Genomic DNA, 23,069 nt, shown 5'->3' on the forward strand with positions numbered 1-23,069 from the left:
GTTGTGTATAAGAGACAGCCCCCACCACGGTCCGCCCGGTCGCCGCAGCCAACTCCGCGGCCGCTGCCTTCGAGGCGGCCACATCCCGCGCCCCGATCACCACGTCGGCCCCTGCCTCCGCCAGCCCAGTCGCAAACGCCTTTCCCAGCCCGCGATACCCGCCCGTCACCAACGCCGTACGCCCAGCCAACGAGAACTTCTCCAAGATGCTCATGCGCGCATTCTGCTCCGAAGTCCATTAGCGTGCGGTGATGGAGACGATCACCGAGACCTTCTCGTACGGCGGCGGGCGGCGGGTGACGGCGTTTATCCCGTCGGAGCCCGCGGAGGCGATCATCTATGCCGGGGACGGCCAGCTGATCTCGCAGTGGGGTGCGTTCCTGAACGAGTCGCCTGGGGTGCCGCCAACGATGCTTGTCGCGGCTGACCGGGTGGATGACGAGATGGATCGGCTGCACGAGTACTCGCCGGTCTTTGACGCGGAACGGTTTGCGGCCCACGAGAAGTTCTTCGTGGACGACATCCGCGCTCACTTCGGCATCACGCTGCCTGCCAGCCGAACGGCGATCCTCGGGGTCTCGGCAAGCGGTGAGTTGGCGTTGGCTTTGGGGCTGCGCCACCCGGATGTGTACGGCGCTATCCTGTGCGCCTCGCCAGGTGCGGGCTACCGGCCTCCGGGTGACATGCAGGCCGTGCTCCCCCGGGCCTACTTCACCGCCGGCACCAAGGAACCGTTCTTCCAGGAGAACGCCGTGCGCTGGGCCGATGCCCTGAAGGACGCCGGGGCTGATGTGGTCATCACCGAACGTGCGGGCGACCACGGCGATCCGTTCTGGCGCGAGGAGCTGCCCCTGATGGCCGCTTGGGCGTTCAGCTAGGCGGACCGATCTGGTCAATCTTCCGGAGACCGGAACAATCCCGCTGCGGCTGCCGCTTTGCTCTCTGACACGAGCGAAAGGCAGATCGATGCAGGTTGCGGAGTTGTGGCGGTACCCGATCAAGTCGATGCGGGGCGAGCCGCTCGACGCGGCCGTCCTCACTGATGACGGCATCCAGGGCGACCGCGTCATCCACGTTCGCCGGCCGAGCGCGTACTGACGGGCCGTACTCGGCATGGTCTGCTGACGATGTCGGCGACCACGGCCGCTGATGGAGCAATCCTGGTCGACGGGCACGAGTGGACGTCGGCTGCGGCAGCGGCTGCGGTAACGGCTGCGGCTGGTCCGGGCGCCAGCTTGGCCGTCCATCACGGTAAGGAACGGTTCGACATCCTTCCGTTGCTTGTGGCAACTGATGGCGGGATCAAAGCACTCGGGTACGACGGTCGCCGGCTCCGCCCGAACCTGGTCATCGGCGGCGTACCGGATCTGCGGGAACGGGATTGGCCCGGTCAGGCCCTGCGGATCGGCGACGTGGTGATCGGGATCGAGTCGCTGCGTGGACGGTGCATCGTGACGACGATCGACCCCGATACCGGCGTACAGGATCTTGATGTCCTGCGGCGGATTCACCGTTCGTTCGAGGGCAAGGTAGCGCTCAACTGCTGGGTTGCGCAGGGCGGAACGATTCGCGTCGGTGACCCCGTGGAGCTCATCGACGAGGAGCTGCCGCGGCCGCCGCGAGGCGGTTGGATCCTTGGGGCGCCGTACCTGGTTCCGTGACCGATGTGATGATGTGCCGATGCCCAGCTATCGCGCTCGTTTCGATGCCACTGTCACCTTCACGAACGGCGGCGGCCTGCAAGCCGACGGTTTCCTGGTCGACGTACCGTCAGCCGACGTGACGTCGGCCGAGGTCGGCGAACTCTTCCTCGATTCGCTCGGTCTGCTGATGGCCGGCGAGGTGCGCCTCGACAACCTGGAGATCGTCGAGGCCGCTCACAAAGGCACCCGCGGTGGGCCGAGTGCCGAAGGCCGGTCGGATGGCAAGCCGTCGTACGTGGAGCTGAGTCATGTCATCCGCGACGGCATGCTGACGCTGCCTGGCCTGCCCGGACCTGAGCTGGGCAAGCAGTTGACGCGCGAGGCGTCGCGCGAGATCTACGCGCCGGGAACGACCTTCGAGATCGGGCTGATCACGATGGTGACCAACACCGGCACCTACATGGACAGCCCGTACCACCGGTACGCCGATGGACACGATCTCACCGGTTTCAGCCTCGAACGCACGGCCGATCTGCCCGCGGTCGTCGTCAGGCTGGAGGACAGCGGGCGACTCGGGATCGACACGGCCGCGCTGGCGACCTACGACGTACGGGGCAAGGCTGTGCTGTTGCACACCGGCGACGACGCACGCTTCGGTACGCCTGAGTACGTCGAGAATCCGCACTTCCTCACCCGCGACGGAGCCGAGTGGCTGATCGCGAACGGCGCGGTCCTGGTCGGCATCGACGCCGCCAACATCGACGACATGACCGACGGCACCCGCCCAGCCCACAGCCTCCTGCTGGGCGCCGACATCGCCATCGTCGAACACCTCACCAACCTCGCCGAGGTCCCGCCCACAGGCGCCACCTTCACAGCAACCGCACCCCGCGTCGCCGGCCTCGGCACCTTCCCCGTCCGCGCCTATGCCAGGACTAGCTGACGCAGAGGCAGAAGGGGTGGCCGGCTGGGTCGAGGAAGACTCGGAAGGTTGTGCCGGGTTGGTGGTCCGGTTTGGTGGCGCCGAGTTTCAGGACCTCGGGCTCGGCGGCGTCCAGGTCCTCGACCATGACGTCCAGGTGCATTTGCTGCGGGACGTCCTGACCGGGCCAGGCTGGGGGTTTGAAGTCTTGGACACCTTGGAAGCAGATGCAGCTGCTGCCGTCTTCGGGGCGGATCTCGCCCCAGGTGTCGTCAGCTTTCACGGTCCAGCCGAGAAGCTCGCCGTAGAAGCGGGCCAGGACTCCCGGGTCGGGGCAGTCAAGGACAAAACTTGGGTACTTTGCGATCGCCATACTCGGCACGGTACCCAGCATTGCGGACGATCTGCGTCCGCAATCTGCGGGGTTTAGTGACGAGCGGCGGATCGCCCACGCGAGAGCGGGCCGCGGGCCTGACGGCCGACGACTCCGCCGGCCTTCTTCAGGGTGTCGCTGACCCGGGTCGGGCCGTTGCGGGACTCAAGGCGCTCGCTGGCCTTGCCGATCAGCCAGGACACCAGCGGAGCACCGACGCTGAGAGCAACCCACAACCAGAAACGTCGGGACAGGAAGGCCCACATAAGATTCTTCTCCTAGCGTTGGTTAGCAGGAAGACGTCGGCCAGGGGCCGGATGTCACGCGAGGCGCCCTGTGAGCACCGTCACCGGTTCAGGCTCCAGACGGCGGCGTTGAGGGCGGTGGCGAAGGTGGTCCACAGCCAGTAGGGCACGAGGAGCCAGGCCGCCGTACGGCGAATTGGGCGGAACGTCCAGATCGTCCACCCGATCGCGAGCCAGAGCAGCACGATCTCGATCAGCGCGGGACCGCGTTGGCCGGCGCCGAAGAACAGTGGGGTCCAGATCGCGTTCAGCACCAGTTGGACGGCGTACGGCACGAGCGCTCGCGACCAGCCGGTACGCCGCCAGACCAGCCACCCACTGATCGCGATCATCGCGTAGAGCACCGTCCACACCGGACCGAAGAGCCAGCTCGGCGGGGCCCAGGCCGGCTGGTCCAGGCCTGCGTACTGCGTGCTGGTATCGGTGACGGCCAGTACGCCGATGAGCGCGGCGGCGGCCGTGGCCACTGCGAACGCAGCCAGGGCAGCAGCCGGACGAATGGGATGCCGGCCGGTCGCCGTACTCATGAATCTCCCTCAGGTCGCTTGGCGATTCAGTACCCAAGCCCATTCCGAGCGGGTCCCGTGGACTCGCGCACGACCAGCCGCGGGACCAGCGAGATCTGCTGCCGCGGCGAATCGGGATCGGCGAGCCGCGCGCGGAGCACGTTGACCGCGACCCGGCCGACCTCGAACTTCGCTGGCGACACCGCCGTCAGCGGTATGTCGGACAGATCCGCCACCTCGTCGTCGTAGCTCACCACCGACAACTCCCCCGGTACGGCGACGCCACGGGCGAGCGCAGCGGTCAGCAAGAGACTGGCCTCGCGGTCAGGGAAACAGATCACCCCGGTCACGCCCTCCGCGAGAAGGTCGTCGAGGAAGCCGTCCGCATCCGCCCGCGTCCACCGCTCCGCCGAACGAGTCAGTACGACGTCGTCCGCCAGACCCGCACGCACCTGAGGCGCAGTGTGCTGACCGGTCCGCTCCAGATACGCGATCCGCGTATGACCGAGCGCCTGCAGATGCCGTACGGCGGACCGCGCGCCGGCCGCGTGGTTCGTACCGACGAACTCGTACGTCGTCGCCGGGTCCTCGAGACCACGTTCCAGCAGCACGACCGGCAGGTCGATCTCGGCGAGCGCGGGCTGGTCCGGCGCGAGAATCAGCCCGGCGACGCCGGCACCGATCAGGCTCTCGATCGCACGGCGCTCCTCGACCGGGTCCCACTCGGTGCTGCGCAGCATCATCTGGCCGCCGTGCGCGGCCAATTCGCGTTCGATCCCGACGATGATGCGGGGGTAGTAGTACGTCATCGACGGTACGGCGACGCCGACGAGCGGCCCGGTGGCCTGATCCGCGATGTACATGCCGGATCCCTGCCGGCGGTAGACCAACCCGTCTTGTACGAGCAGATCGACAGCTCGCCGGACCGTGCTGAGGCTGACGCCTTGCTCGTCGGCCAACTGCTGCTCGGTCGGGAGCTTCCCGCGCCACCGCAGTTCGGCGACGCCGCGGCGTAGTTCGTCGGCCAGATGGCGCGCCTTCTGGCCGTGCGCGGCCCCCTCTGCAGTGCTCACGTCGTAGAGCGTAGAACACAAAGTCATTGCTATGAATCTCTTGACCGTGGCCGGTATTCAACTCAAACTCATTCGACAGTCCCTCCCGCCGACCCCGAGGAGACGCTGTGAGGCGCCGGACCTTCCTTGCCCTGACCACCGCCACCGCTGCTGCCGCCACCGTCGCAAGCCCCGCAGCCGCCGCTCCCACCGACTTCGCCGCCCTTCGCGCACGCTGGGCGGCTGCGCTCACCGGCAGCGACGTCATCGAGCCGGCCGACCCTGCGTATCAAGCCGCGCTGACGCGACTCGACGCTGCGGTCGTTTCGTCGCTGACCAAGCTCGACCGGTCCGCCGGCCGGAAGGCGGCCTTCACCGACCAGCCGTTGAGTGCGGACGCCTCGGTCGCCAACTCCTACGTGCGGCTCGAGCAGCTCGCGACCGCCTGGGCGACGCCCGGTTCGGCGAACTACCGGTCGGCTGCGCTACTGGCCGACGTACTGGCTGCTCTGGAGTCTCTGAACACACTGATCTATCGCGCCGGCGTCGCCGAATTCGGCAACTGGTGGTCGTGGGAGATCGGCGCAACGCGGCCGCTCGCCTCCACAATGGTCTTGCTGTACGACGAAATCCCGGCCGAGGCACGTGCGCGGTACTGCGCTGCGATCGACCACTTCGTGCCGGACCCGTACTGGATGTTCCCGCCCGCCCGCAAGGCATTGTCGACCGGGGCGAACCGGGTCGACCTGTGCCAGGCCATCATCGTCCGGGCGCTGGTGACCGACGACGAAGCCAAGTTGGTGCACGCGCGGGACGGTTTGAGCGACACGTGGCAATACGTGACGGCTGGCGACGGGTTCTACCGGGACGGGTCGTTCGTGCAGCACACGTGGGTCGCCTACACGGGGACGTACGGCCACGTGCTGCTCAACGGGATCGGCAAGCTCCTGGCGCTGCTCGCCGGATCGCCCTGGGAGGTGACCGATCCGAAGCGCCAGATCCTGTTCGACTCGGTGGCCGCGACCTACCTGCCGGTTGTGCACGACCTGCGGATGATGGACTTCGTCCGCGGTCGGGCTGTCTCCCGCTGGAACGCTACCGACCACGACGACGGCTACACCGCGGCCGAGGCGATCCTGCGGCTCGCGAACGGGGTCGATCCGGCGCTGGCCGCGCACTGGCGATCCGCGGTCGCCGGCTGGCTCGCGCGCGCTACCTTCGGCAACATGTTGTCCGGGGCAACGATCCCCCGGGTGGCGCTCGTGAAATCGCTCTCTGGGGTTTCTCCGGCCGCCGAACCGCCGGGACACACGCTCTTCGCGAGCATGGACCGCGCTGTCCATCGCCGCCGCGGCTGGGCGTACGCGATCTCGATGGCCAGCACCCGGATCGCGCATTACGAAGCCGGCAACGGCGAGAACAACTGCGGCTTCCACACCGGCTCCGGAATGACCTATCTGTACGACGGCGACAACGGCCAGTACGCCGACGCATTCTGGCCGACCGTCGACCGCTATCGGCTCCCCGGCATCACCGTCGACACCCTGCCGCTGCCTGCCAAGGCCGGCGGCGAATGGGGCGCCGCCCGGCCTTTGAGCGCGACTTGGGTCGGTGGCAGCACGCTCGGCGGGTACGCCGCGATCGGGCAGGACCTCGAAGCGCCGTCGTCGCCGATGCGGGCGCGCAAGTCCTGGTTCTGCCTCGACGAGTACGTCGTAGCGCTGGGCGCGGGTATCACCGGTACGAGCGGCCATGCCGTGGAGACCGTCGTCGAGAACCGCAATCTGCATGCTGACGGTGTTTCCGGGTTGGTCGTCGATGGCGCCGCCGTTGTTCCCGCCTTGGGCGACACGGCCGCGCTCCCCCGGGCGCGTTGGGCGCATCTCGAAGGGGTCGGCGGATACGTGTTCCCGCATGCGACCGCCGTACGGGCCAAGCGTGAGGAGCGCACCGGTTCCTGGCGGGACATCAACACCGGCGGGACCACCACGCCGGTCACTCGCCGGTATCTCACCCTGTGGCTGGATCACGGCGTCGATCCGGTGGATGCGTCGTACAGCTATCTGCTCGCACCCGGTGCGAGCCTCGCCCGCACCCAGCAGATCGCGCGTTCCTGCAGTGTCCGCATCCTCTCCAACAGCTCCGACGCCCAAGCCGTCTCCGCGTCAGGTCTCACCCTCGCCAACTTCTGGGCGCCGACCCGCGTCGGCTCGCTGATCGCCGAGACACCGCTCTCCGTGATCATCCGCCGCCGCGGGAGTGATCACGAGATAGCGCTCTCCGACCCGACTCAACGGGCCGACACGATCCGTCTCCGCCTGCTCCTGCCCGGCGCACGCGTGCTCACCGCGAGCGACACTGTGACCACTCGCCGTACCAATGCCGGCCTCGACATCACTGTCAGCACCGGCGGGACCGCCGGAACCAGCCACAACCTCCGCATCCGCGCCTGACGTCACACGCCGTTCACAAATGAGTAACAGGAGCGCAATGGGTTGTTGAGACTGTCGACAGCGGAAGGCCCGGGATCTGCCGGGCCACCGCTGTGAGGGAGGACGGACGGTTGACGTACAAGGCCGAGTACATCTGGATCGACGGTACCGAGCCGAGCGCGAAGCTGCGCTCGAAGACGAGAATCCTCGCGGACGGCGCTGAGCTCCCGGAGTGGGGTTTCGACGGCTCGAGCACCAACCAGGCACCCGGTGACAACTCGGACTGCGTCCTCAAGCCCGTCTTCACCTGCCCCGACCCGATCCGCGGCGGCGACCACAAGCTGGTCCTCTGCGAGGTCTACCTGGTCGACGGCACCCCGCACCCGACCAACCACCGCGCCACGCTGACCCCCGTCGCCGAGCAGTTCGCCGACCAGGAGTCCTGGTTCGGTATCGAGCAGGAGTACACCTTCTTCCAGGAGGGTCGCCCGCTCGGCTTCCCGGCCGTCGGCTTCCCCGCCCCGCAGGGCCCGTACTACTGCGGCGTCGGCGCCGACGAGGTCTTCGGCCGCGAGATCGTCGAGAAGCACCTCGACGCCTGTATCGACGCCGGCCTGGCGATCTCCGGCATCAACGCCGAGGTCATGCCCGGCCAGTGGGAGTTCCAGATCGGCCCGGCCGGCCCCCTCGAGGTCGCTGACCACCTGTGGGTCGCGCGCTGGCTCCTCTACCGCATCGCCGAAGAGTTCGACGTAGCCGCCACGCTCGACGCCAAGCCCGCCAAGGGTGACTGGAACGGCGCCGGCGCCCACACCAACTTCTCCACCCGCGCCATGCGCGAAGGCTACGACGCCATCATCACCGCCTGCGAGTCCCTCGGCGCCCCCGGCAAGGTCGAAGAGCACGTAGCCGGCTACGGCCACGGCATCGAAGAGCGCCTCACCGGCAACCACGAGACCGCCCCCCACGACGTCTACTCGTACGGCGTCTCCGACCGCGGCGCCTCGGTCCGCATCCCCTGGCAGGTAGCGGTCGACAAGAAGGGCTACATCGAAGACCGTCGCCCCAACGCCAACATCGACCCCTACAACGTCGCCCGCCTCATGGTAGGCACCTGCTGCGCCGCCCTCGAAAAGGCCGGCCAGGTCTGACCTGTACGACGTAAGGCGGCCCACTCTCGAGTGGGCCGCCTTGCTCGTTCCTGCTCAGGACACGACGACGCGGTCAGTTCACGGCCAACTGTCGTCGGCCTGCGGATCCAGAGCGAACTGCAGCAGCGGCTCGACGTCACCCGGGTTCTTGTCGAGCCGGCGTAGCGAATCGAGGTAGGCCGCGCGCTGCTGCTCAAGCGGCACGCCCAGATGTCCTCCCCAGGAGAAACAGTCCTCTTCCAGCCCCAGACCGAGCGCAAGCTCCTCTGCGAGCATGCGAGCGTGCCGGCCATTGCCATTCTGGAACGGGTGGATCTGAACCGTCCGGTGATGCAGCCGCAGAACCACCTCAGCCGGGCTGTAGGTCCGGTGCTCCACCCAGTAGCTCGCATCGCCCAATGCACCAGGCCAGTCCTCGCGAATCCGGTACGGCTCAACACCGATGCTCAGCTCCCGGGTGCGAATACGCCCTGCCCAGTCCCACACCCGGTCGAACATCCGTCGGTGAACGTCGCACTGCACGCCGAGCGACAGCAGCTCGGCCACCTCGAATGCCTCGTCCCGAATCCAGAACCGGGCATCAGCGATGTTGCTGCTCTCCGCGTCATTGAGTTCAGCCATCGTCGCGATGTCGCGGTGAACATCCAGCAGGTACTGCCGATCGTCCTCGTCGACCGGCGTCGCTCCGTAGGGCTGATTCAGCGGATCGAACATGCTCACCGGCAGTACACCTTCATCGTCATCGTCTCGCTCCAGGTTGCTGCGCGTGTCACAGAGTCCGGAGCAGCCGTTCGGTCGCCTCATCCACGGAGCGCTCAGTAGCCCCATCACTGACGGGTTGCGCTTCAAGGTCCATGTGCCGATTCACACGGTGAACCATGCGCTCAGCCGTCCGCCGAGCGATCAGCCGCGTATCCGCATCGCTCAGCACACCCCTCCGATGCGCATCACGCAGCTTCGCCCAAGGCGAGTGCGGCCGCTTGTCCGGGTTCACATAGGCCACCTTGACCTCGTCCAACCGAGTCACCAGATCCGGCGCTGAGATCTCACCAACCAGCGTGCGGTTCACCAACTCGTCAACCGTCACCGCCAGCGACCGCGGATGAGCCACCACCTCCGCCACCCACCGTGAAATCTGCGCCTGCGAGGTCCCCAGCGCGTCAGCAATAGCATCCTGACTGCGGCCAGTCTTCACCTGCTCCACCGCAAACCGACGCAGATCCAAATCAGCAAGCTCGCGCCGAGCCCGCACCCGCGCAGCCTCCAGCAGGGCTTGCTCGCTCAGGACAGACTTACGGACAGGCATCAGCAGCACCTTTCTCATTCAATCTGAATGATAACAGGCCTACTCGGTCACCCACTCGAACTTTGCCTCCAGCGGAAGATCACTCTCTGCTATGGACGCCGGCTTGCGCCGTACCCCATTCTTGGCTCTTCAAAGGGACGGCGTGAGCCGTTGGCGCATCACGTGGGGGGACCACCGATGTCTGGCACCAAGCGGGTCGAGCCCGCCGAAACTCTCAACTTCAAGGTTGTCTGACAATGGACCACGACATTCAGCTGATCAGTGACGGCGATGGGCTGGCGGTCATCGGCGATCCGGCGGCCGTCGAACGCTTCCTCGTCTCCGAGGGCCTCCCGTCGAAGGACCTGGGACTGCCGCGGCTCAGCTCTCTTCTCAGCGGCGGGGCAACAGTCGCTCAGGCCGGTTCCGAGATCGCAGCCAACTCCGGGCGCTGGGTGAAGCTGTCCAAGGAGACGGCACAGCTCATCCAGAAGCACGGACTCCGAGAAAGCTCCAAGACTGGTCTCAGCACCGGAGTGCTCAAGGGCAACCACGGCCAGATCAAAGGATTCGTCCAATTCGCGAAAGCTCCTGCTGCGCACCTGGCCAATCCGGCGCTCCTGGCAGGCGCTGCCGGCATCATGGCGCAACTGGCGATGCAGCAGGCTATGGACGACATCACCGATTACCTGGCAGTCATCGACAAGAAGGTCGACGACGTGATCCGCGCCCAGAAGGACGCTGTCTTCGCCGACATGGTGAGCGTGGACTTCGTCGTCGAGGAGGCCATGACCATCCGGGAGCAGGTCGGCCGGGTCTCCGAGGTCACCTGGTCGAAGGTCCAATCCACGACGATGGCGCTCGCCCGGACTCAGGTGTACGCCCTGCGGCAACTCGATGCGCTGGCAGAGAAACTCGAGAACGAAGCGAAGGTCGGTGAGCTCGCCAAGACCATCAAGGACGCCGAGTCCAAGGTCCAGGAATGGCTCGCGGTCCTCGCCAACTGTTTCCGGCTCCAAGACGCGATCGCCGTACTGGAACTAGACCGAGTCCTGGACGCATCACCCGACGAGCTCGACCGCCATCGACTAGGGCTGCGAGCTGCCCGTCACAAGCGGCTGGAACTCATCACCAGCAGCACCGAGCGCCTGATGACCCGCATGGACACGGCCGCCGGCCTCGCCAACACCAAAGTCCTCCTCCACCCCACCGCCTCCCGAGACGTAGTGCATTCAAGCAACAAGGTCGCGACGGCCGTCGTCGACTTCCAGGGCCGGCTCGGCATCGAGCACGATCGCCAGTCGCTGCAGGCGAAACGCTGGACAGACGCTGCCACCGAGGTCACCGACAAGGCACGCGAGGCCGGAGCAGACGGCGTCGACGCAGCCCTCCGCCTAGGCAACGAAACCTTCGGCCTCGCCAAATCGGCAACCGGCAAGCTAGGGCGGCTCACCGAACGAGCCCTCCGTCAACGCAAGGACGAGAAACCCGACGAGCAAGCCTGACCTCACTCCGGTGATGTCGGTCGCGGGCCCTACTGATCAATAGCAGCACGCAGTACGACGCTTTGCTCGGTGAAGCCGAGTTTGTCGTAGAACGTGCGGGCGGAGTGGTTGGCTGCGTAGGCGGTGACCGCGATGGCCGCAGCGGCGTGGGAGCGGGCCCAGCTCGTGAAGTGCCGGACCAGTTCCTGGCCTACGCCGGCGGAACGAGCAGAGGCATCGACGTAGAGACTGCGGATCTCCGCAGTACGGCGGTCGAAACGCGTCGGCGACGGACCTGTCAGGTAGCCGACCAGGTGTCCGACGACTCGCTCGTCGTACCTGGCGACGAGCACGAGGGCGGATTCGTTCGCCATCAATCGGGCGAAGTCTTGTCGCGCGTGGCGGTCGGGCCAACTGATGTCGACGAGGGCGTCGTGGGAACCCGCGTCCTCATTGAAGAGGTTGGTCTCGAGGCGGACCAAGTCGTCGAGATCGCCGACGGTCGCGACGTCGACGCGAAGATTGCGCTCATCGGGCATCTCCTCAGACTAAACCCGTCGGCCTTGGCTTCTCGCAGATTCCCCCAGATCGCTTGACTAATACGCATTAGCATCTTGACCGCAGCTGCCGGCGGCGGTCAGAGTCGAGGCGTTGGATCCAACTCTGACCGCCCCCGGTTTTGGAGCTCAAGATGCCTGCACAAACACTGCGCCGCGCCCTCGCGGCGCTCCTGTCCCTCTCCCTCCTCAGCACCCCGTCGACCGTCGATGCTGAGACCCCCGACGCCGGTCCAACGACCCGGTACGAGGCGGAGTCGGCGACGTACTCGGCCGGAAGCTTGGTGGAGAGCAACCACACCGGCTTCTCTGGGAGCGGCTTCGTCAACACGAGCAACACAGTCGGCAGCTACGTGCAGTGGCAGGTCAGCCGCGCCCAGGCCAGCCCCGCAACCCTCACTTTCGGCCACGCGAACGGCACCAGCGCCATCCGTGCCGTAGACATCACCGTCAACGGCACTGTGGTCGCCAAGAGCGTCCCCTACGCGTCCACCGGCGGCTGGGCGGTCTGGAAAACCCGCGTGACCACCGCGAATCTCAACGCCGGTTCGAACACCATCCGCGTCACAGCGACCACCGCCGACGGCACCGCGAACCTGGACTACCTAGACGTCACCACAGCGACCACGGACTGGTCGAAAGCGATGGTCGACTCCACCATGGTTCGCTACACCCCGACCACGATCGGCGGGTGGTCCTATCCGACCGGCCTCTACCTCTACGGCCAGTACCTGGTCTACCAACGCACCCACGACCCCAAGTACCTTGCCTACATCAAGTCCTGGGTGGACAGGTTCGTCGACTCATCCGGCAACATCAACAACAGCTTCAACGACCTGGACAGCATGCTCTCCGGCCGCCTCCTCGTCCTGCTTCACCACGAGACCAACGACAACCGCTACAAGGTTGCCGCCGGCAAGATCCGCACCAGGCTCGACGCCTACCCGCGCACCTCCGACGGAGGCTTCTGGCACGCCGCGACCTACCGCCAGCACCAACTCTGGGGTGACGGCGTCTTCATGGTCGACCCCTTCCTCGCCGAATACGGCCGCGAGTTCGGCGACTCGACGTACACGAGCAAAGAAACCGTCGCCCAACTACTCACCTACGCCAAGCACCTGCAGCAGCCCAGCGGCTTGCTACGCCACGCGTACGACGAGGCTCGCGCGCAAACCTGGGCGGATCCGAACACCGGCCTGTCGCCGGAGGTCTGGTGCCGCGCCGAAGGTTGGTACGGAATGGCGGTCATCGACGTCCTCGAAGTGGTCCCCACCAACCAGCCCGGCCGAGCCGACCTCATCGCCGTACTGCGCAAACTCGTAGCGGGCTACGCGCAACACCAAGACCCCAAGACCGGCCGCTGGTTCCAGGTCGTTGACAAGGGCAACCGTACCGACAACTGGACCGAAACCTCCTGCTCGTCGATGTACACCTTTGCCATCTCCCGAGCCGTCCAACGCGGGTACGTCGACACGTCGTACAAGGCAACCGCCGACCGCGGCTACCAAGGTGTCCTGGCAACGATCTCGCTCGGCAACGACGGGCGAACCAACCTCAACGACATCAGCGTCGGCACCAACGTCGGCAACTACCAGTACTACATCGACCGCGTCCGCGCGACGAACGACTTCCACGGCCTCGGCGCGTTCCTCATCATGAACGAACAACTCCGAAGCTGAGGCCGGCGCGTTACCAGGAGCCGCCGCCACCTCCGCCGCCGCCTCCACCTGAGGAGCTGTCGCTGGAGAAGCCCGACGACGAGCCGCCGCCGTCTCCGCTGCTGCTGCTAGTCGACGGGCTGGGCGGATCACTGAAGGTGCTCGCCACGGTATTGGTGACGAGGTTGGCCGACCAGCCCGAGTCGTAGTACGACGGACCGACGTACCAGCCTGGGTCGGGTGTCAGTTGGCCGGCGGCGACGAGCTGGCGGCAGACCTGCTGCCAGCGGTCGGCAATGCCGAAGATGATGGCCCAGGGCAAGTATTTGCTGAAGATGTCCTCGCCCTCCTCGAACTTCAGCTGATCCGCCTCGGCTGTCGTCAGGTACTTCCGGAAGCCGATCACCTGGTCAGTCACCGCGCGGCCCGCGGCGCTCCGCTGTCCCTTGGCGCGCTTGCGGGCCAGGGTGATCCACAACGAAAGCATGGCGATCACTGGCAGACCGACAGCTGCCACGGGCCCGGTCCAGCTCGGAAAACCGTGCTTCACGAGCGCAACGATCCCGATGATCGAACCGATCAGCCCGAACACGCCGACGAACAACCAGACACCTACGGACGACGAGCCGAGATTGGAGGGTTTCGGCATCCGCACGTACCAACCGCGATCGGAGACCTGTTTGTAGATCGCAGTGACGGTCCGGTTCGCGGCCATCGCGAGTGAACTGTCGCCGGCCCTCCGCTGCTCGAGCAGCGCCTCCTTACCTGGCTTGAGCCCGGGAAACAGGCCCTTCAGCAAGCGCCGCTCGTGTGGAGCCGTCGCAAGTTCCGGGTGGCGCAGGACGGCCTTGCGTTTCTTGCCGCTGTTGTCGATCCGGAGCACGCCGCGAACGGCGAGATCGATCAGCGTCGCCGCGATCTCGGTCGTGCCGGTCTTCGCGTCGAGCAGCAGACCGGCTTCGGCGACCGGGATGCGCGGTGGCGAGAAGGCGACTGGGAGCTGATCCTCGGTCAGGGTGTCCTTGACGGTCCGCGCCGACGGCGACTGGGTGCCCGGCGGCAGACCGTCGTACCGGAGATCGCGGACGACGTACAGCTTGCGGATGACGAGGGCGGCGGCCGTGGTCAGCGCCGACACGATCACCGCGGGCAGGCTCAGCCCGTTGCGGTCGAGGAATCCGGGCTTGTCGACCACGATCGGGCCGTCGTTGACAACCGCACCGGCCGCGATCGCCGCAACGATCGTGACCTGCTCACCGCGTCCGACGCCGGACTCGGCGTACAGGCCCTTGCCGCCAGTGACGCGGGCCGAAGTACACGGCTGGGTCGATCCGGTCGGCCCGGCCAGGCAGCGCACGCGTTGCACGCCGCGTGGAACGGTCGCGGTGACGTTGACCTGGCTCAGCAGCGCGTCCCACCGCGAGCCAGTGGCGTCCCAATAGAGCTCGCTGTGGTCGGCGAAGTGCCGCAGCGCGCCGCGGACCTCATAACTGATCCGGTACGACGTGTCCTGCGTGCGCAGCGTCTTGTCCGCGCTGCCGATCTTGATCCGCAGCACCTCGTTGCGGTCACCGTTGGATTTCGTCGTGGCCGTGGTGAACGTGTCCGACACCTTCAGGTTGGAGACGTCGTACCGCTGATCTTTGTCGGAGCCATTGGGCTCACGGATCACCAGGTCGCGGTAGATCCCGTGCCGACCGGTCTCAGCGAAGTGGTAGTCGATCGTCTCCTGCACCCGCAGCACACCGTCCGGCGTGACGGTGTAGTCGATCGCAAGCCGGGTGACGCGGTCACCCGGTACCGCCGCAGCCGGCGCGGCGAACCAGACCACTGACAGCAGCGTGCACGCCAGCAGCGCTAGTGCTCTGCGCATGGCCGACTACCAGGAACCGCCGCCGCCTCCACCGCCACCGCCACCTGATGAGCCACCGCTGAAGCCGGACGAGCTACCGCCGCCACCACCCGACGGCTGGGGCGGCGGCGAGAACGTCTGCGCGACGGTCGAGCTCACCGCGCCTGCTGTCCACCCCGAGCTGTAGTACGACGGACCGACGTACCAGTAGGGATCGGGTGTCAGGCGGCCTGACTCGACGAGTCGCTGGCACACCTTCTGCCAACGGTCGGCGAGGTTGAACGCGATCGCCCACGGCAGGTACTTGCTGAAGATGTCTTCGCCCTCTTCGAAGCGAAGCTGGTCCGCCTCGGCCGTGGCCAGGTACTTCCGGAAGCCGATCACCTGGTCGGTGACCGCGCGCCCGGCCGGGGTGCGCTGGCCGCGAGTGCGGATGCGGATCCAGGCCAGAACTGCGAAGATCACTGCCGCGACCGGTACGGCGACGATCACGGCGCGGCCGAAGCCGCCGGTGTTGGCGGCGGTCACCGTGCCGATGATTCCGCCGCCGAAGATCCACAGGCCGATCAGCGCGACGCAGCCGCAGCCCCAGCCGGACTTGAAGACCGAAGTGCCGCGGCTGCCGATGTTGGACGGCAGCCGGGAGTACCACTGGCGTGCCGCGATCTGGTCGCGCAGCGCGTTCAGCATCGCGGTGGCCGTCGCCGCCATCGACGAGTCACCGACGGCTCGTCGCTCGAGCTTGAGCGACGTACCGGGCACCAGGCCCGGGAACATCCCCAGCATCAGCGCCTGCTCATGCGGCGCGGTGGCCACATTCGGATCGACCAGTACGGCGCGTCGCTCGGTGCCGTCGTTCTCGATGCGAACGCCACCGCGGACCGCCATGTCGATCAGCGTCGCGGCGACCTCGGTCGTGTTCGCCTTGGCGTCGATCAGCAGACCGGCCTCGGCCACCGGGATGTTCGGCGGGCCGAAGGCGACCGGGATCTGGTCGTCGTTCAGCGTGTTCTTCTCAGACGCAGCATCGAGGCCGTTCGGCGGGAAGGTGCCCGGGGGCATCCCGGCGAACCGCTGGTCCTTGTTGCCGTTCTTCGCGTAGACCGCGGCCACGACCAGCGCGAACAGGCTGACGATGCCGGACCCGATGATCGCCGGAATGTTCAGGCCGTTGCGCTGCAGCCAGGTCGGTGGGTCGACGACGATCGGTGTGTCGTTCTGAGCCACGCCGGCCTTGATCCGAGCGACGACTGTCAACTGCTCGCCCTGCGACAGGTCGGTGGCCTGGTAGACGCCTTTGCCGGCCACGATCGACTTCTGCGGGCACTCAGCGGTGGAGCCGCGCGGACCTGCGAAACAGTCCGTGTCCTGGACGTTCTCCGGCACGGACACGTTGACGGTGACCGTCTTGATCAGCGCTTCCCAGCCGGCACCGGTCGCGTCCCAGTACAGCTCGCTGTGGTCGTCGAAATGCCGCAGCGCACCGCGGACGTCGTACGTGATCACGTACGTCGCCTCCCGGCCGGAGACCGTCTTGTCCTCGTCCCCGATCTTGATCAGGATGCTCTGCTGACGGTCGCCGTTCGTCTTCTTCGTCTCGGTCTCGAACGCGTCCGGCGCATTGGTCGGGCTGGCGACCTTGATGTTCGAGACCTCGTACTTCTGGTCCTTCCCCGTGTCGTTCCCCTTGGCGTCCACATACGGCTCGCGGGTCACCAAGGTGCGGAAGATCCCGTGCCGGCCGGTGCTACCGAAGTGGTAGGCGATCGTCTCCTTCACCTTCAGTACGCCGTCGGTACCGACTGTGTAGTCGATGGTGAAGGCGCGCACCTCGTCCCCCGCGGCCGCCGAGGCGGGCAGGGCGAAGCCGGCTAACGCCAGCGTGGTGACGAACAGGCTGATGAGGACCCCGAGTGCCTTACGCATGCTCGCGACACTAGCGATCACCGGGGTCCGGACGTGGGAGGCGCCCGATGGTCTTGTGCAAAGAGACCGTTAGGGGAATGGTGGTTGGCCCAGGAGGAACCGTCATGGCAGACAAGACTCATGCCGCACTTGGCGCCGCGCCCGCTGTGGACAGCCCGGCCGCCCTTCGCAACGTGGTGCTCGTCGGACCTTCCGGGTCCGGGAAGACCACTCTCGTCGAGGCCCTGCTGGTGGCCTCCGGCGTGCTGACCAGACCGGGCACCGTCCTGGACGGAACGACGGTCTGCGACTACGACGACGCCGAGGTCCGGCAGCAGCGATCGGTCGGGCTCGCTCTGGCCTCACTCCCGTACGACGGCGTCAAGGTGAACCTGATCGACACCCCCGGGTACGCCGATTTCGTCGGCGAACTGCGGGCCGGGCTCCGAGCGGCCGACTGCGCGCTATTCGTGATCGCAGCCAACGAAGGCGTCGACGAGCCGACCAAGGCAGTCTGGCAGGAGTGCGATCAGGTCGGGATGCCGCGCGCTGTCGTGATCACCAAACTCGACCACGCCCGCGCCAACTTCGGCAACGCGCTCGCTGCGGCCCAGGCGTCGTTCGGCGACAAGGTGCTGCCGCTCTACCTGCCGACCGAGGGCGGTCTGGTCGGATTGCTTTCGGCGACAGAGGCGTCGTACGAGGAGGTCCGTGGTTCGCTGATCGAGGGGATCATCGAGGAGTCCGAGGACGAGTCGTTGATGGAGCGCTATCTCGATGGTGAGGAAATCGACAAGAAGGTGTTGATCGAGGACCTGGAACGGGCCGTCGCGCGGGGCTCGTTCTTCCCCGTGATCCCGGTCTGCAGCGGCTCCGGGGTCGGCACCCACGAACTGCTCGAGGTCGCGACCAGCGCGTTCCCGTCACCACCCGAGCACCGACTCCCCGACGTGTTTACGCCCCACGGCGTACCGCGGAAGGCGCTCGCCTGTGATCCGACCGGCCCGCTGCTCGCCGAGGTGGTGAAGACGACCTCAGACCCGTACGTCGGCAGGGTCAGCCTGGTGCGAGTTTTCTCCGGCACCATCAGGCCCGACACGACAGTGCACGTGTCGGGCCATTTCACGTCCTTCTTCGGCGAGCGCAACTCCCATCACGACCACGATGAGGACGAGCGGATCGGCACGCTGTCGTTTCCACAGGGAAAGCAACAGCGCCCCGCCGGCGCGGTGATCGCGGGCGACCTGTGCGCGATCGGGCGCCTGACCCGCGCCGAGACCGGCGACACGCTCTCCGACAAGGGCGACCCGCTGCTCCTCAAACCGTGGACGATGCCCGAACCGCTGCTGCCGATCGCCATCCAGGCCCACGCCAAAACCGACGAGGACAAACTCGGCGCCGCCCTGCAACGGCTCGCTGCCGAGGACCCGACACTACGCATCGAGCAGAACCCCGAGACCCATCAAATCGTGCTGTGGTGCATGGGCGAGGCGCACTCCGACGTCGTACTGGATGCCCTCGCCAACCGGTACGGCGTCACCGTCGACACCGTGGAATTGCGCGTGCCACTGCGGGAGACATTCGGCGGTAAAGCGAAAGGCCATGGCCGGCATGTGAAGCAATCCGGCGGGCACGGTCAGTACGCCGTCTGCCACATCGAGGTGGAACCGCTCCCCGGCGGATCGGAGTTCGAATTCGTCGACAAGGTCGTGGGAGGCGCCGTACCGAGGCAATTCATTCCGAGCGTCGAGAAGGGTGTGCGCGCGCAGATGGAGAAGGGGTGCGCGGCCGGATTCCCGATGGTGGGGATCCGGGTCACCCTGCTGGACGGTAAAGCGCACAGTGTCGACTCGTCGGACATGGCCTTCCAAATGGCCGGCGGACTCGCCCTGCGCGAGGCCGCCGCCGCGACAAAGGTCAGCCTGCTCGAGCCCGTCGACCTGGTGTCGGTCCTAGTGCCGGACGAACTGGTCGGCACGGTGATGAGCGACCTGTCCGGTCGCCGCGGCCGGTTGCTCGGAACCGACAAAGTCGGCGACGACCGTACTGTCGTGAAAGCCGAGGTGCCGCAGGTCGAGATGGCGCGCTACACGATCGACCTCCGCTCGATCTCACATGGCTCGGCTTCGTTTACGCGGGAGTTCGCTCGGTATGAGGCGATGCCGGAATCTGCCGCTTCGAAGCACAGCTAGGGGTGCGGCCTGTCCGGTACGGCGGGGTGGTTGCTCGGCGCTCCGGACAAGCCGGACACGTCGCCTGTGGCTGGTCGCCGCGGCGGCCGCGTTACATAAAGAGCTTGGCTGAGCCCGGCGGGTGGTTGAGGTACTGGCGAGGTCGGCGATCGCGTGCCGGTTGCTTGAGGTGCCCGCTATGGCTGAGGCCCAAGATCTGCGCTAGTCGGGGCAATTCGCGTTCAGTGGTAATTCCTCGACGCTATCTGCGAAAAAGTTTCCACTGAACGCCTCGGCGGACCGGAACGCGGGTAAGCTGGCGCTAATTGGTGATTTGTGGGGACTCGGTGACGAAAATCCACCAATTAACGGGCGCCCGGATCACGCCTCGCATAGCACGTGAATTTTTCGGGTCTATGCGCCGAAAAAGTCACATGCAACGACGCAGCAAGGGCCAGTTGGGCGCGGCGTCACCCTCAGCTTCCTTGCCAGCGCTTTTCACCACCGAAGAGCGTCACTTTCCAGGCTCCCTCGCTATCGGCCGCAACCATAGCGAGCACCTCAATCGGCGGTCACGCGATCGCCGACCTCGCCAGTACCTCAGCCCCGCGCCGAGCCCAGCCAAGCTCTTTCTCTAACGCGGCCGCCGCGGCGACCAGCCAAAGACAACGTGCCCGGCTTGTCCGGAGCGGCGACCAACCATGCACCGCCGTACCAGAAATTCAGCTCTTGCTGTCGCGATTCAACCGACGCCGAACATCCCGCGACTTCAGGTACGCCGCAACATCGTCGTACCGCTCACTCTGATTCGCGAACTCGATATACGACCGAGCCCGATGCAGCCAGTCCAACGTCGACGGCTTCACCGCACCGAGGACATCAGCCAGGTGGTGCATGCCCAAAGGCGGTTCGCCGCCATTAGCCAGCGCCTCGTCAATAACCCGGTCAACCCCGCGTTCAATCAGAGCCCGAAGATCCGCCCCGCTGAACATCGGCGTCTGCCCAGCGAGCGCCTTCAGGTCAAGCCCAGTCGCGGGAACGTCCTTGACCAGCACCGACAGGATGTCAGCGCGAGCCGGCTCGTCCGGTGGTGGCACGAAGATGACGCGATCGAAGCGCCCAGGCCGAAGCATGGCCTCGTCAACATCCCAGGGCGCGTTAGTTGCTGCCAGCACCAATAGTCCGTCATTGTCGGAGCCGATCGCATCCAGCTCCTGCAGCAGTACATCGACCAGCCGGCGCGCCTCAGAACCACCGTGCTTGTGCCGAGCGAAGGCCAGCGCGTCCAGCTCGTCGAGGAACAGCACGCAGGGCGAATTCGCGCGAGCGCGCTCGAAGACAGCGTGCAGATTCCGCTCCGAGACACCCATATAGGGGTCCATCACGTCCTCGATGCGGACGTTGATGAACGGCAGACCGCACTCCCCCGCGGTCGCCCGCGCGAGCAGGGTTTTCCCGCAACCGGGCGGGCCGTACAGCAGCACGCCGCCGCCAGACTTGCGGCCGTACTTCTCGTACAGCTCGGGGCGGCTGAGCGGCAGGATGACCATGCGGTGGATGACCCGCTTGATCTCCTCCATGCCGCCGACCTGATCGAAGGTCGTGGTCTCCTTCAGAGTGTCCGCCTCGAACGGAGTCTGCTCCTCCGGACCGACCTTGATCTTCACACCGCTGCGCTCGGAGATCATCGTGTCGACGAGCTGCTGCAACCGGCCGGTCCCCTCGACCACGCCCTTCTGCCGCGCCGTCTCGAGCAGGCTCCGTAGCAGCGCGAGTCGCCCGTTCGCCGCGGCCAACTCCCCCACTGGCACGAACTGGTCCTCGGGCAAACCGTCCTTGTCCAGCAGTACGACGTACTGGTCGAGCGCTTCCTCGACCTGCTCGGCCGTCACCAGCGACTCGGCGAGGACCAGCCGCAGCAGTACGTCGTCCGGGTTCGTGTCGACGGCCTTGCGCAGGGCGTCGATGCGCTCGTTGCTCATGCTCCCCACTTCCGGTTGAGCCAGCGGCGGACCAAGGGCGGGACGACCCAGGAATAGACGCAGAACGCGAACCAAATGATCGCGAAGCCGAACGACAGCGGAGCGAGGCCGGCAGCGCGGAGACCGTAGATGATCGCGACCGCGCCGATCCAGACGATCAGCGGGTTGAGGCGCTGGAACGGGCGCAGCGGCAGCATCAGCGGGTGGTTCATCAACTTCGCTTCGCGGGCGGCCGAGCGCAGGTCCTGGTCGCCGGGCTGGGAGGCTGCGGCTGAGGCGAACGAGTTGTAGCCCGACCGCGAGTCACCGGTCAGCATCGACGCCGTACCGTGCAGTGCCCGCGCATGCGGGTCCTCGGGATCGTGCGAGAGAGCCTCGCTGCTGTGCCGCTGCATGTCGCGGTCCTTGCCGAGCGCAAAGGAAACTTCGGCCCGAGCGGCCGAGACCTGAGCGCTCTCCGGCGCGTGCGACGCGGCCCGCTCGACAAGCGCACTCGCCTTCTCAGCCTGGCCGGCCGTCAGGCAGACCCGGGCATACCCGATCAGCAGATCCGGATCGTTCGGATCCAGGCTCAAGCCTTGCAGAAACACACCCTCGGCCTCGGGTAACCGTCCCTCGGCCCGCAACGCCGACCCAAGCACCTGCAGCAGCGGCAGGAACGGCCCGTGCACCGCCAGGCCATCCTTCAGTACGTCGATCGCTTCCGCGTTCCGATCGAGTTGGTGGAGCGCGGCGCCGCGGAACAGGTAGGCGCGGTAGTCGACGGCCGCGTCGCCCCACAGTCCCTGAAGCTCGTCCAGCGTCCGCTCGGGGTGGCCGATCTGGAGCCAGTGCCCAGCCATCCGCAGCCGGGATTCGGTCGGCTCGTTCACAGCAACACCACCACAGCGAGAAGGACGGCTTCGAGGATTCCGAAGACGAGTACGAGGATCGGGCCCAGCACCCACATCGAGTGGTATTCGGCCCCGCGCAACTGGAACGCGCGGTCCATCGGCCGCTGCCAGCGCATCTGCAGCAGGATGCACACCACCGCGACAACCCGCACGAGGATGCGCAGATTCTGCGTGCGCTCCCCGTCGGCGTTCAGCAGCGCGAACATCGCCACCACCGCAGCGAGCCCGACGACACCGGTCCCCACGATCAGCCAGCGCTTACCGCGGTCGAGCCCGAGCCGGCCGCTGTTCAGCCAGGCGATCATCGTCGCGGCCATCACGCCGCCGAAGAAGGCGACGTACGCCTGCGAGTTCAGCCGCCAGGGCCGCACCGTGGGGTCGACGCGATCCCCGATCGTCGGCCGCAGTAGATCGTCACTCATGAGCTCGCCACCACCGCGATGCACAACTCCGTGAACACGCCGATGGCCACCATGGCCAGGTTCCCGGCTCCGACCTGCACGCCGTACTCCCGCCCACTCAGCTGGAACAACCGATCGCTCTGCCGCTGTATCCGGTGCTGCAGGGAGTAACAGAGCACGGCAACGACCCGCATCGGCAGCAGGGCCTTCCACCACTCACCGCCATCCGGCATCAACAACCCGACGGCGAAGAACTCGGCCACGACGCCGACCAGCCCGACGACCACGATCAGCCCACGCTTCGCGTCGCCAACCCCCAGCCGCCCGCTGCTCACGAACGCAAGCCAGGTCACCGGCAGCACCCCACCCAGGACAGCAAGATAGGCAAACCGCAGCAGCGTCCAAGGCGCCACCTCGGTCGCCGCGCTCGGGCGTACGACATCGTCCGGCATCGGGCTCCTCGGGGTGACAGCTTCGGCGACCGCAGTGTATAGCCT

General features: G+C 66.6%; 23 protein-coding genes. 9 read left to right on the forward strand and 14 right to left on the reverse strand.

The window, feature by feature from the left end; translation table 11 throughout:
• Positions 1-214: SDR family NAD(P)-dependent oxidoreductase (locus E1263_RS22130; protein ID WP_272949682.1), on the reverse strand; the 214-nt coding region annotated here is incomplete at its 3' end.
• A 37-nt stretch (positions 215-251) separates the two neighbouring features.
• Between E1263_RS22130 and E1263_RS22135 the strand changes: the two genes are divergently transcribed.
• The 4 genes from E1263_RS22135 to E1263_RS22145 all read left to right on the forward strand — a co-directional run bounded on the left by E1263_RS22135 (position 252) and on the right by E1263_RS22145 (position 2,586).
• The gene (locus E1263_RS22135) at positions 252-878 is read left to right on the forward strand and encodes an alpha/beta hydrolase (protein ID WP_132170381.1); all 627 of its coding nucleotides are present in this window, start codon (positions 252-254) and stop codon (positions 876-878) included.
• Between the two features lie 88 nt (positions 879-966).
• The gene (locus tag E1263_RS43310; RefSeq protein WP_202868993.1) at positions 967-1,098 is read left to right on the forward strand and encodes an MOSC N-terminal beta barrel domain-containing protein; all 132 of its coding nucleotides are present in this window, start codon (positions 967-969) and stop codon (positions 1,096-1,098) included.
• Between the two features lie 29 nt (positions 1,099-1,127).
• The gene (locus E1263_RS22140; protein WP_202868994.1) at positions 1,128-1,661 is read left to right on the forward strand and encodes an MOSC domain-containing protein; all 534 of its coding nucleotides are present in this window, start codon (positions 1,128-1,130) and stop codon (positions 1,659-1,661) included.
• Positions 1,662-1,680: 19 nt separating this feature from the next.
• Positions 1,681-2,586 carry a cyclase family protein gene (locus tag E1263_RS22145; protein ID WP_132170383.1) on the forward strand — a complete coding sequence of 302 codons (906 nt, stop codon included), beginning with the start codon at positions 1,681-1,683 and terminating at the stop codon, positions 2,584-2,586.
• Here E1263_RS22145 and E1263_RS22150 read toward each other — a convergent pair.
• The 4 genes from E1263_RS22150 to E1263_RS22165 form a co-directional block, all read right to left on the reverse strand.
• Positions 2,579-2,938, reverse strand: coding sequence for a VOC family protein (locus E1263_RS22150; protein ID WP_132170385.1), 360 nt, complete (start codon positions 2,936-2,938; stop codon positions 2,579-2,581). The genes E1263_RS22145 and E1263_RS22150 overlap by 8 nt on opposite strands.
• A 53-nt stretch (positions 2,939-2,991) precedes the next feature.
• Complete coding sequence (locus tag E1263_RS22155) at positions 2,992-3,204, reverse strand: hypothetical protein (protein WP_132170387.1); 213 nt, start codon at positions 3,202-3,204, stop codon at positions 2,992-2,994.
• A gap of 80 nt (positions 3,205-3,284) precedes the next feature.
• Positions 3,285-3,770, reverse strand: a complete 486-nt coding sequence (locus E1263_RS22160) for a TspO/MBR family protein (RefSeq protein ID WP_132170389.1) — start codon at positions 3,768-3,770, stop codon at positions 3,285-3,287.
• A 26-nt stretch (positions 3,771-3,796) separates the two neighbouring features.
• Complete coding sequence (locus E1263_RS22165) at positions 3,797-4,822, reverse strand: GntR family transcriptional regulator (RefSeq protein ID WP_165956712.1); 1,026 nt, start codon at positions 4,820-4,822, stop codon at positions 3,797-3,799.
• A 107-nt stretch (positions 4,823-4,929) separates the two neighbouring features.
• Between E1263_RS22165 and E1263_RS22170 the strand changes: the two genes are divergently transcribed.
• Together E1263_RS22170 and glnII are read left to right on the forward strand one after the other, a co-directional pair.
• Complete coding sequence (locus tag E1263_RS22170; protein ID WP_132170393.1) at positions 4,930-7,254, forward strand: polysaccharide lyase 8 family protein; 2,325 nt, start codon at positions 4,930-4,932, stop codon at positions 7,252-7,254.
• Positions 7,255-7,364: 110 nt separating this feature from the next.
• Positions 7,365-8,384: a glutamine synthetase gene (gene glnII / locus E1263_RS22175; protein WP_132170395.1), complete on the forward strand. Its 1,020-nt coding sequence runs from the start codon at positions 7,365-7,367 to the stop codon at positions 8,382-8,384.
• Between the two features lie 78 nt (positions 8,385-8,462).
• Here the strand turns inward: glnII and E1263_RS22180 are convergent, their stop codons facing one another.
• A complete protein-coding gene (locus E1263_RS22180) occupies positions 8,463-9,098 on the reverse strand; it encodes a mobile mystery protein B (protein ID WP_238161413.1) in 636 nt (211 codons plus the stop codon).
• A gap of 55 nt (positions 9,099-9,153) precedes the next feature.
• On the reverse strand, positions 9,154-9,690 hold the full coding sequence (locus E1263_RS22185) for a hypothetical protein (RefSeq protein WP_132170399.1): 537 nt from the start codon (positions 9,688-9,690) through the stop codon (positions 9,154-9,156).
• 236 nt (positions 9,691-9,926) lie between these two features.
• Between E1263_RS22185 and E1263_RS22190 the strand changes: the two genes are divergently transcribed.
• A complete protein-coding gene (locus tag E1263_RS22190; RefSeq protein WP_132170401.1) occupies positions 9,927-11,174 on the forward strand; it encodes a hypothetical protein in 1,248 nt (415 codons plus the stop codon).
• Between the two features lie 29 nt (positions 11,175-11,203).
• Here E1263_RS22190 and E1263_RS22195 read toward each other — a convergent pair whose 3' ends face one another.
• Positions 11,204-11,692: a GNAT family N-acetyltransferase gene (locus E1263_RS22195; protein WP_132170403.1), complete on the reverse strand. Its 489-nt coding sequence runs from the start codon at positions 11,690-11,692 to the stop codon at positions 11,204-11,206.
• A 152-nt stretch (positions 11,693-11,844) separates the two neighbouring features.
• On the opposite strand from E1263_RS22195, the gene E1263_RS22200 reads away from it, so the two are divergent.
• The gene (locus E1263_RS22200) at positions 11,845-13,389 is read left to right on the forward strand and encodes a glycoside hydrolase family 88 protein (RefSeq protein ID WP_132170405.1); all 1,545 of its coding nucleotides are present in this window, start codon (positions 11,845-11,847) and stop codon (positions 13,387-13,389) included.
• Positions 13,390-13,399: 10 nt separating this feature from the next.
• On the opposite strand, the gene E1263_RS22205 is transcribed toward E1263_RS22200, so the two are convergent.
• Together E1263_RS22205 and E1263_RS22210 are read right to left on the reverse strand one after the other, a co-directional pair.
• Positions 13,400-15,241 (reverse strand): DUF2207 domain-containing protein, encoded by a 1,842-nt coding sequence (locus tag E1263_RS22205; protein WP_132170407.1) that lies wholly within the window; start codon positions 15,239-15,241, stop codon positions 13,400-13,402.
• Positions 15,242-15,247: 6 nt separating this feature from the next.
• Positions 15,248-17,146 (reverse strand): DUF2207 domain-containing protein, encoded by a 1,899-nt coding sequence (locus tag E1263_RS22210; protein WP_132170409.1) that lies wholly within the window; start codon positions 17,144-17,146, stop codon positions 15,248-15,250.
• Positions 17,147-17,250: 104 nt separating this feature from the next.
• On the opposite strand from E1263_RS22210, the gene E1263_RS22215 reads away from it, so the two are divergent.
• The gene (locus tag E1263_RS22215) at positions 17,251-19,317 is read left to right on the forward strand and encodes an elongation factor G-like protein EF-G2 (protein WP_132170411.1); all 2,067 of its coding nucleotides are present in this window, start codon (positions 17,251-17,253) and stop codon (positions 19,315-19,317) included.
• Between the two features lie 701 nt (positions 19,318-20,018).
• Here E1263_RS22215 and E1263_RS22220 read toward each other — a convergent pair.
• From E1263_RS22220 to E1263_RS22235, 4 genes are read right to left on the reverse strand one after another with little or no spacing between them, the layout of a single operon-like run.
• Positions 20,019-21,278 carry a tetratricopeptide repeat protein gene (locus tag E1263_RS22220; RefSeq protein ID WP_132170413.1) on the reverse strand — a complete coding sequence of 420 codons (1,260 nt, stop codon included), beginning with the start codon at positions 21,276-21,278 and terminating at the stop codon, positions 20,019-20,021.
• Positions 21,275-22,150 carry a tetratricopeptide repeat protein gene (locus E1263_RS22225; RefSeq protein ID WP_132170415.1) on the reverse strand — a complete coding sequence of 292 codons (876 nt, stop codon included), beginning with the start codon at positions 22,148-22,150 and terminating at the stop codon, positions 21,275-21,277. The genes E1263_RS22220 and E1263_RS22225 overlap by 4 nt, the downstream gene beginning before the upstream one ends.
• Positions 22,147-22,593, reverse strand: a complete 447-nt coding sequence (locus E1263_RS22230; RefSeq protein ID WP_132170417.1) for a hypothetical protein — start codon at positions 22,591-22,593, stop codon at positions 22,147-22,149. The genes E1263_RS22225 and E1263_RS22230 overlap by 4 nt, the downstream gene beginning before the upstream one ends.
• A complete protein-coding gene (locus E1263_RS22235) occupies positions 22,590-23,024 on the reverse strand; it encodes a hypothetical protein (protein ID WP_132170419.1) in 435 nt (144 codons plus the stop codon). The genes E1263_RS22230 and E1263_RS22235 overlap by 4 nt, the downstream gene beginning before the upstream one ends.
• Positions 23,025-23,069: the final 45 nt, after the last annotated feature.

Origin of the sequence: Kribbella antibiotica (assembly GCF_004349055.1) — a bacterium.
GTDB classification, from domain to species: domain Bacteria; phylum Actinomycetota; class Actinomycetes; order Propionibacteriales; family Kribbellaceae; genus Kribbella; species Kribbella antibiotica.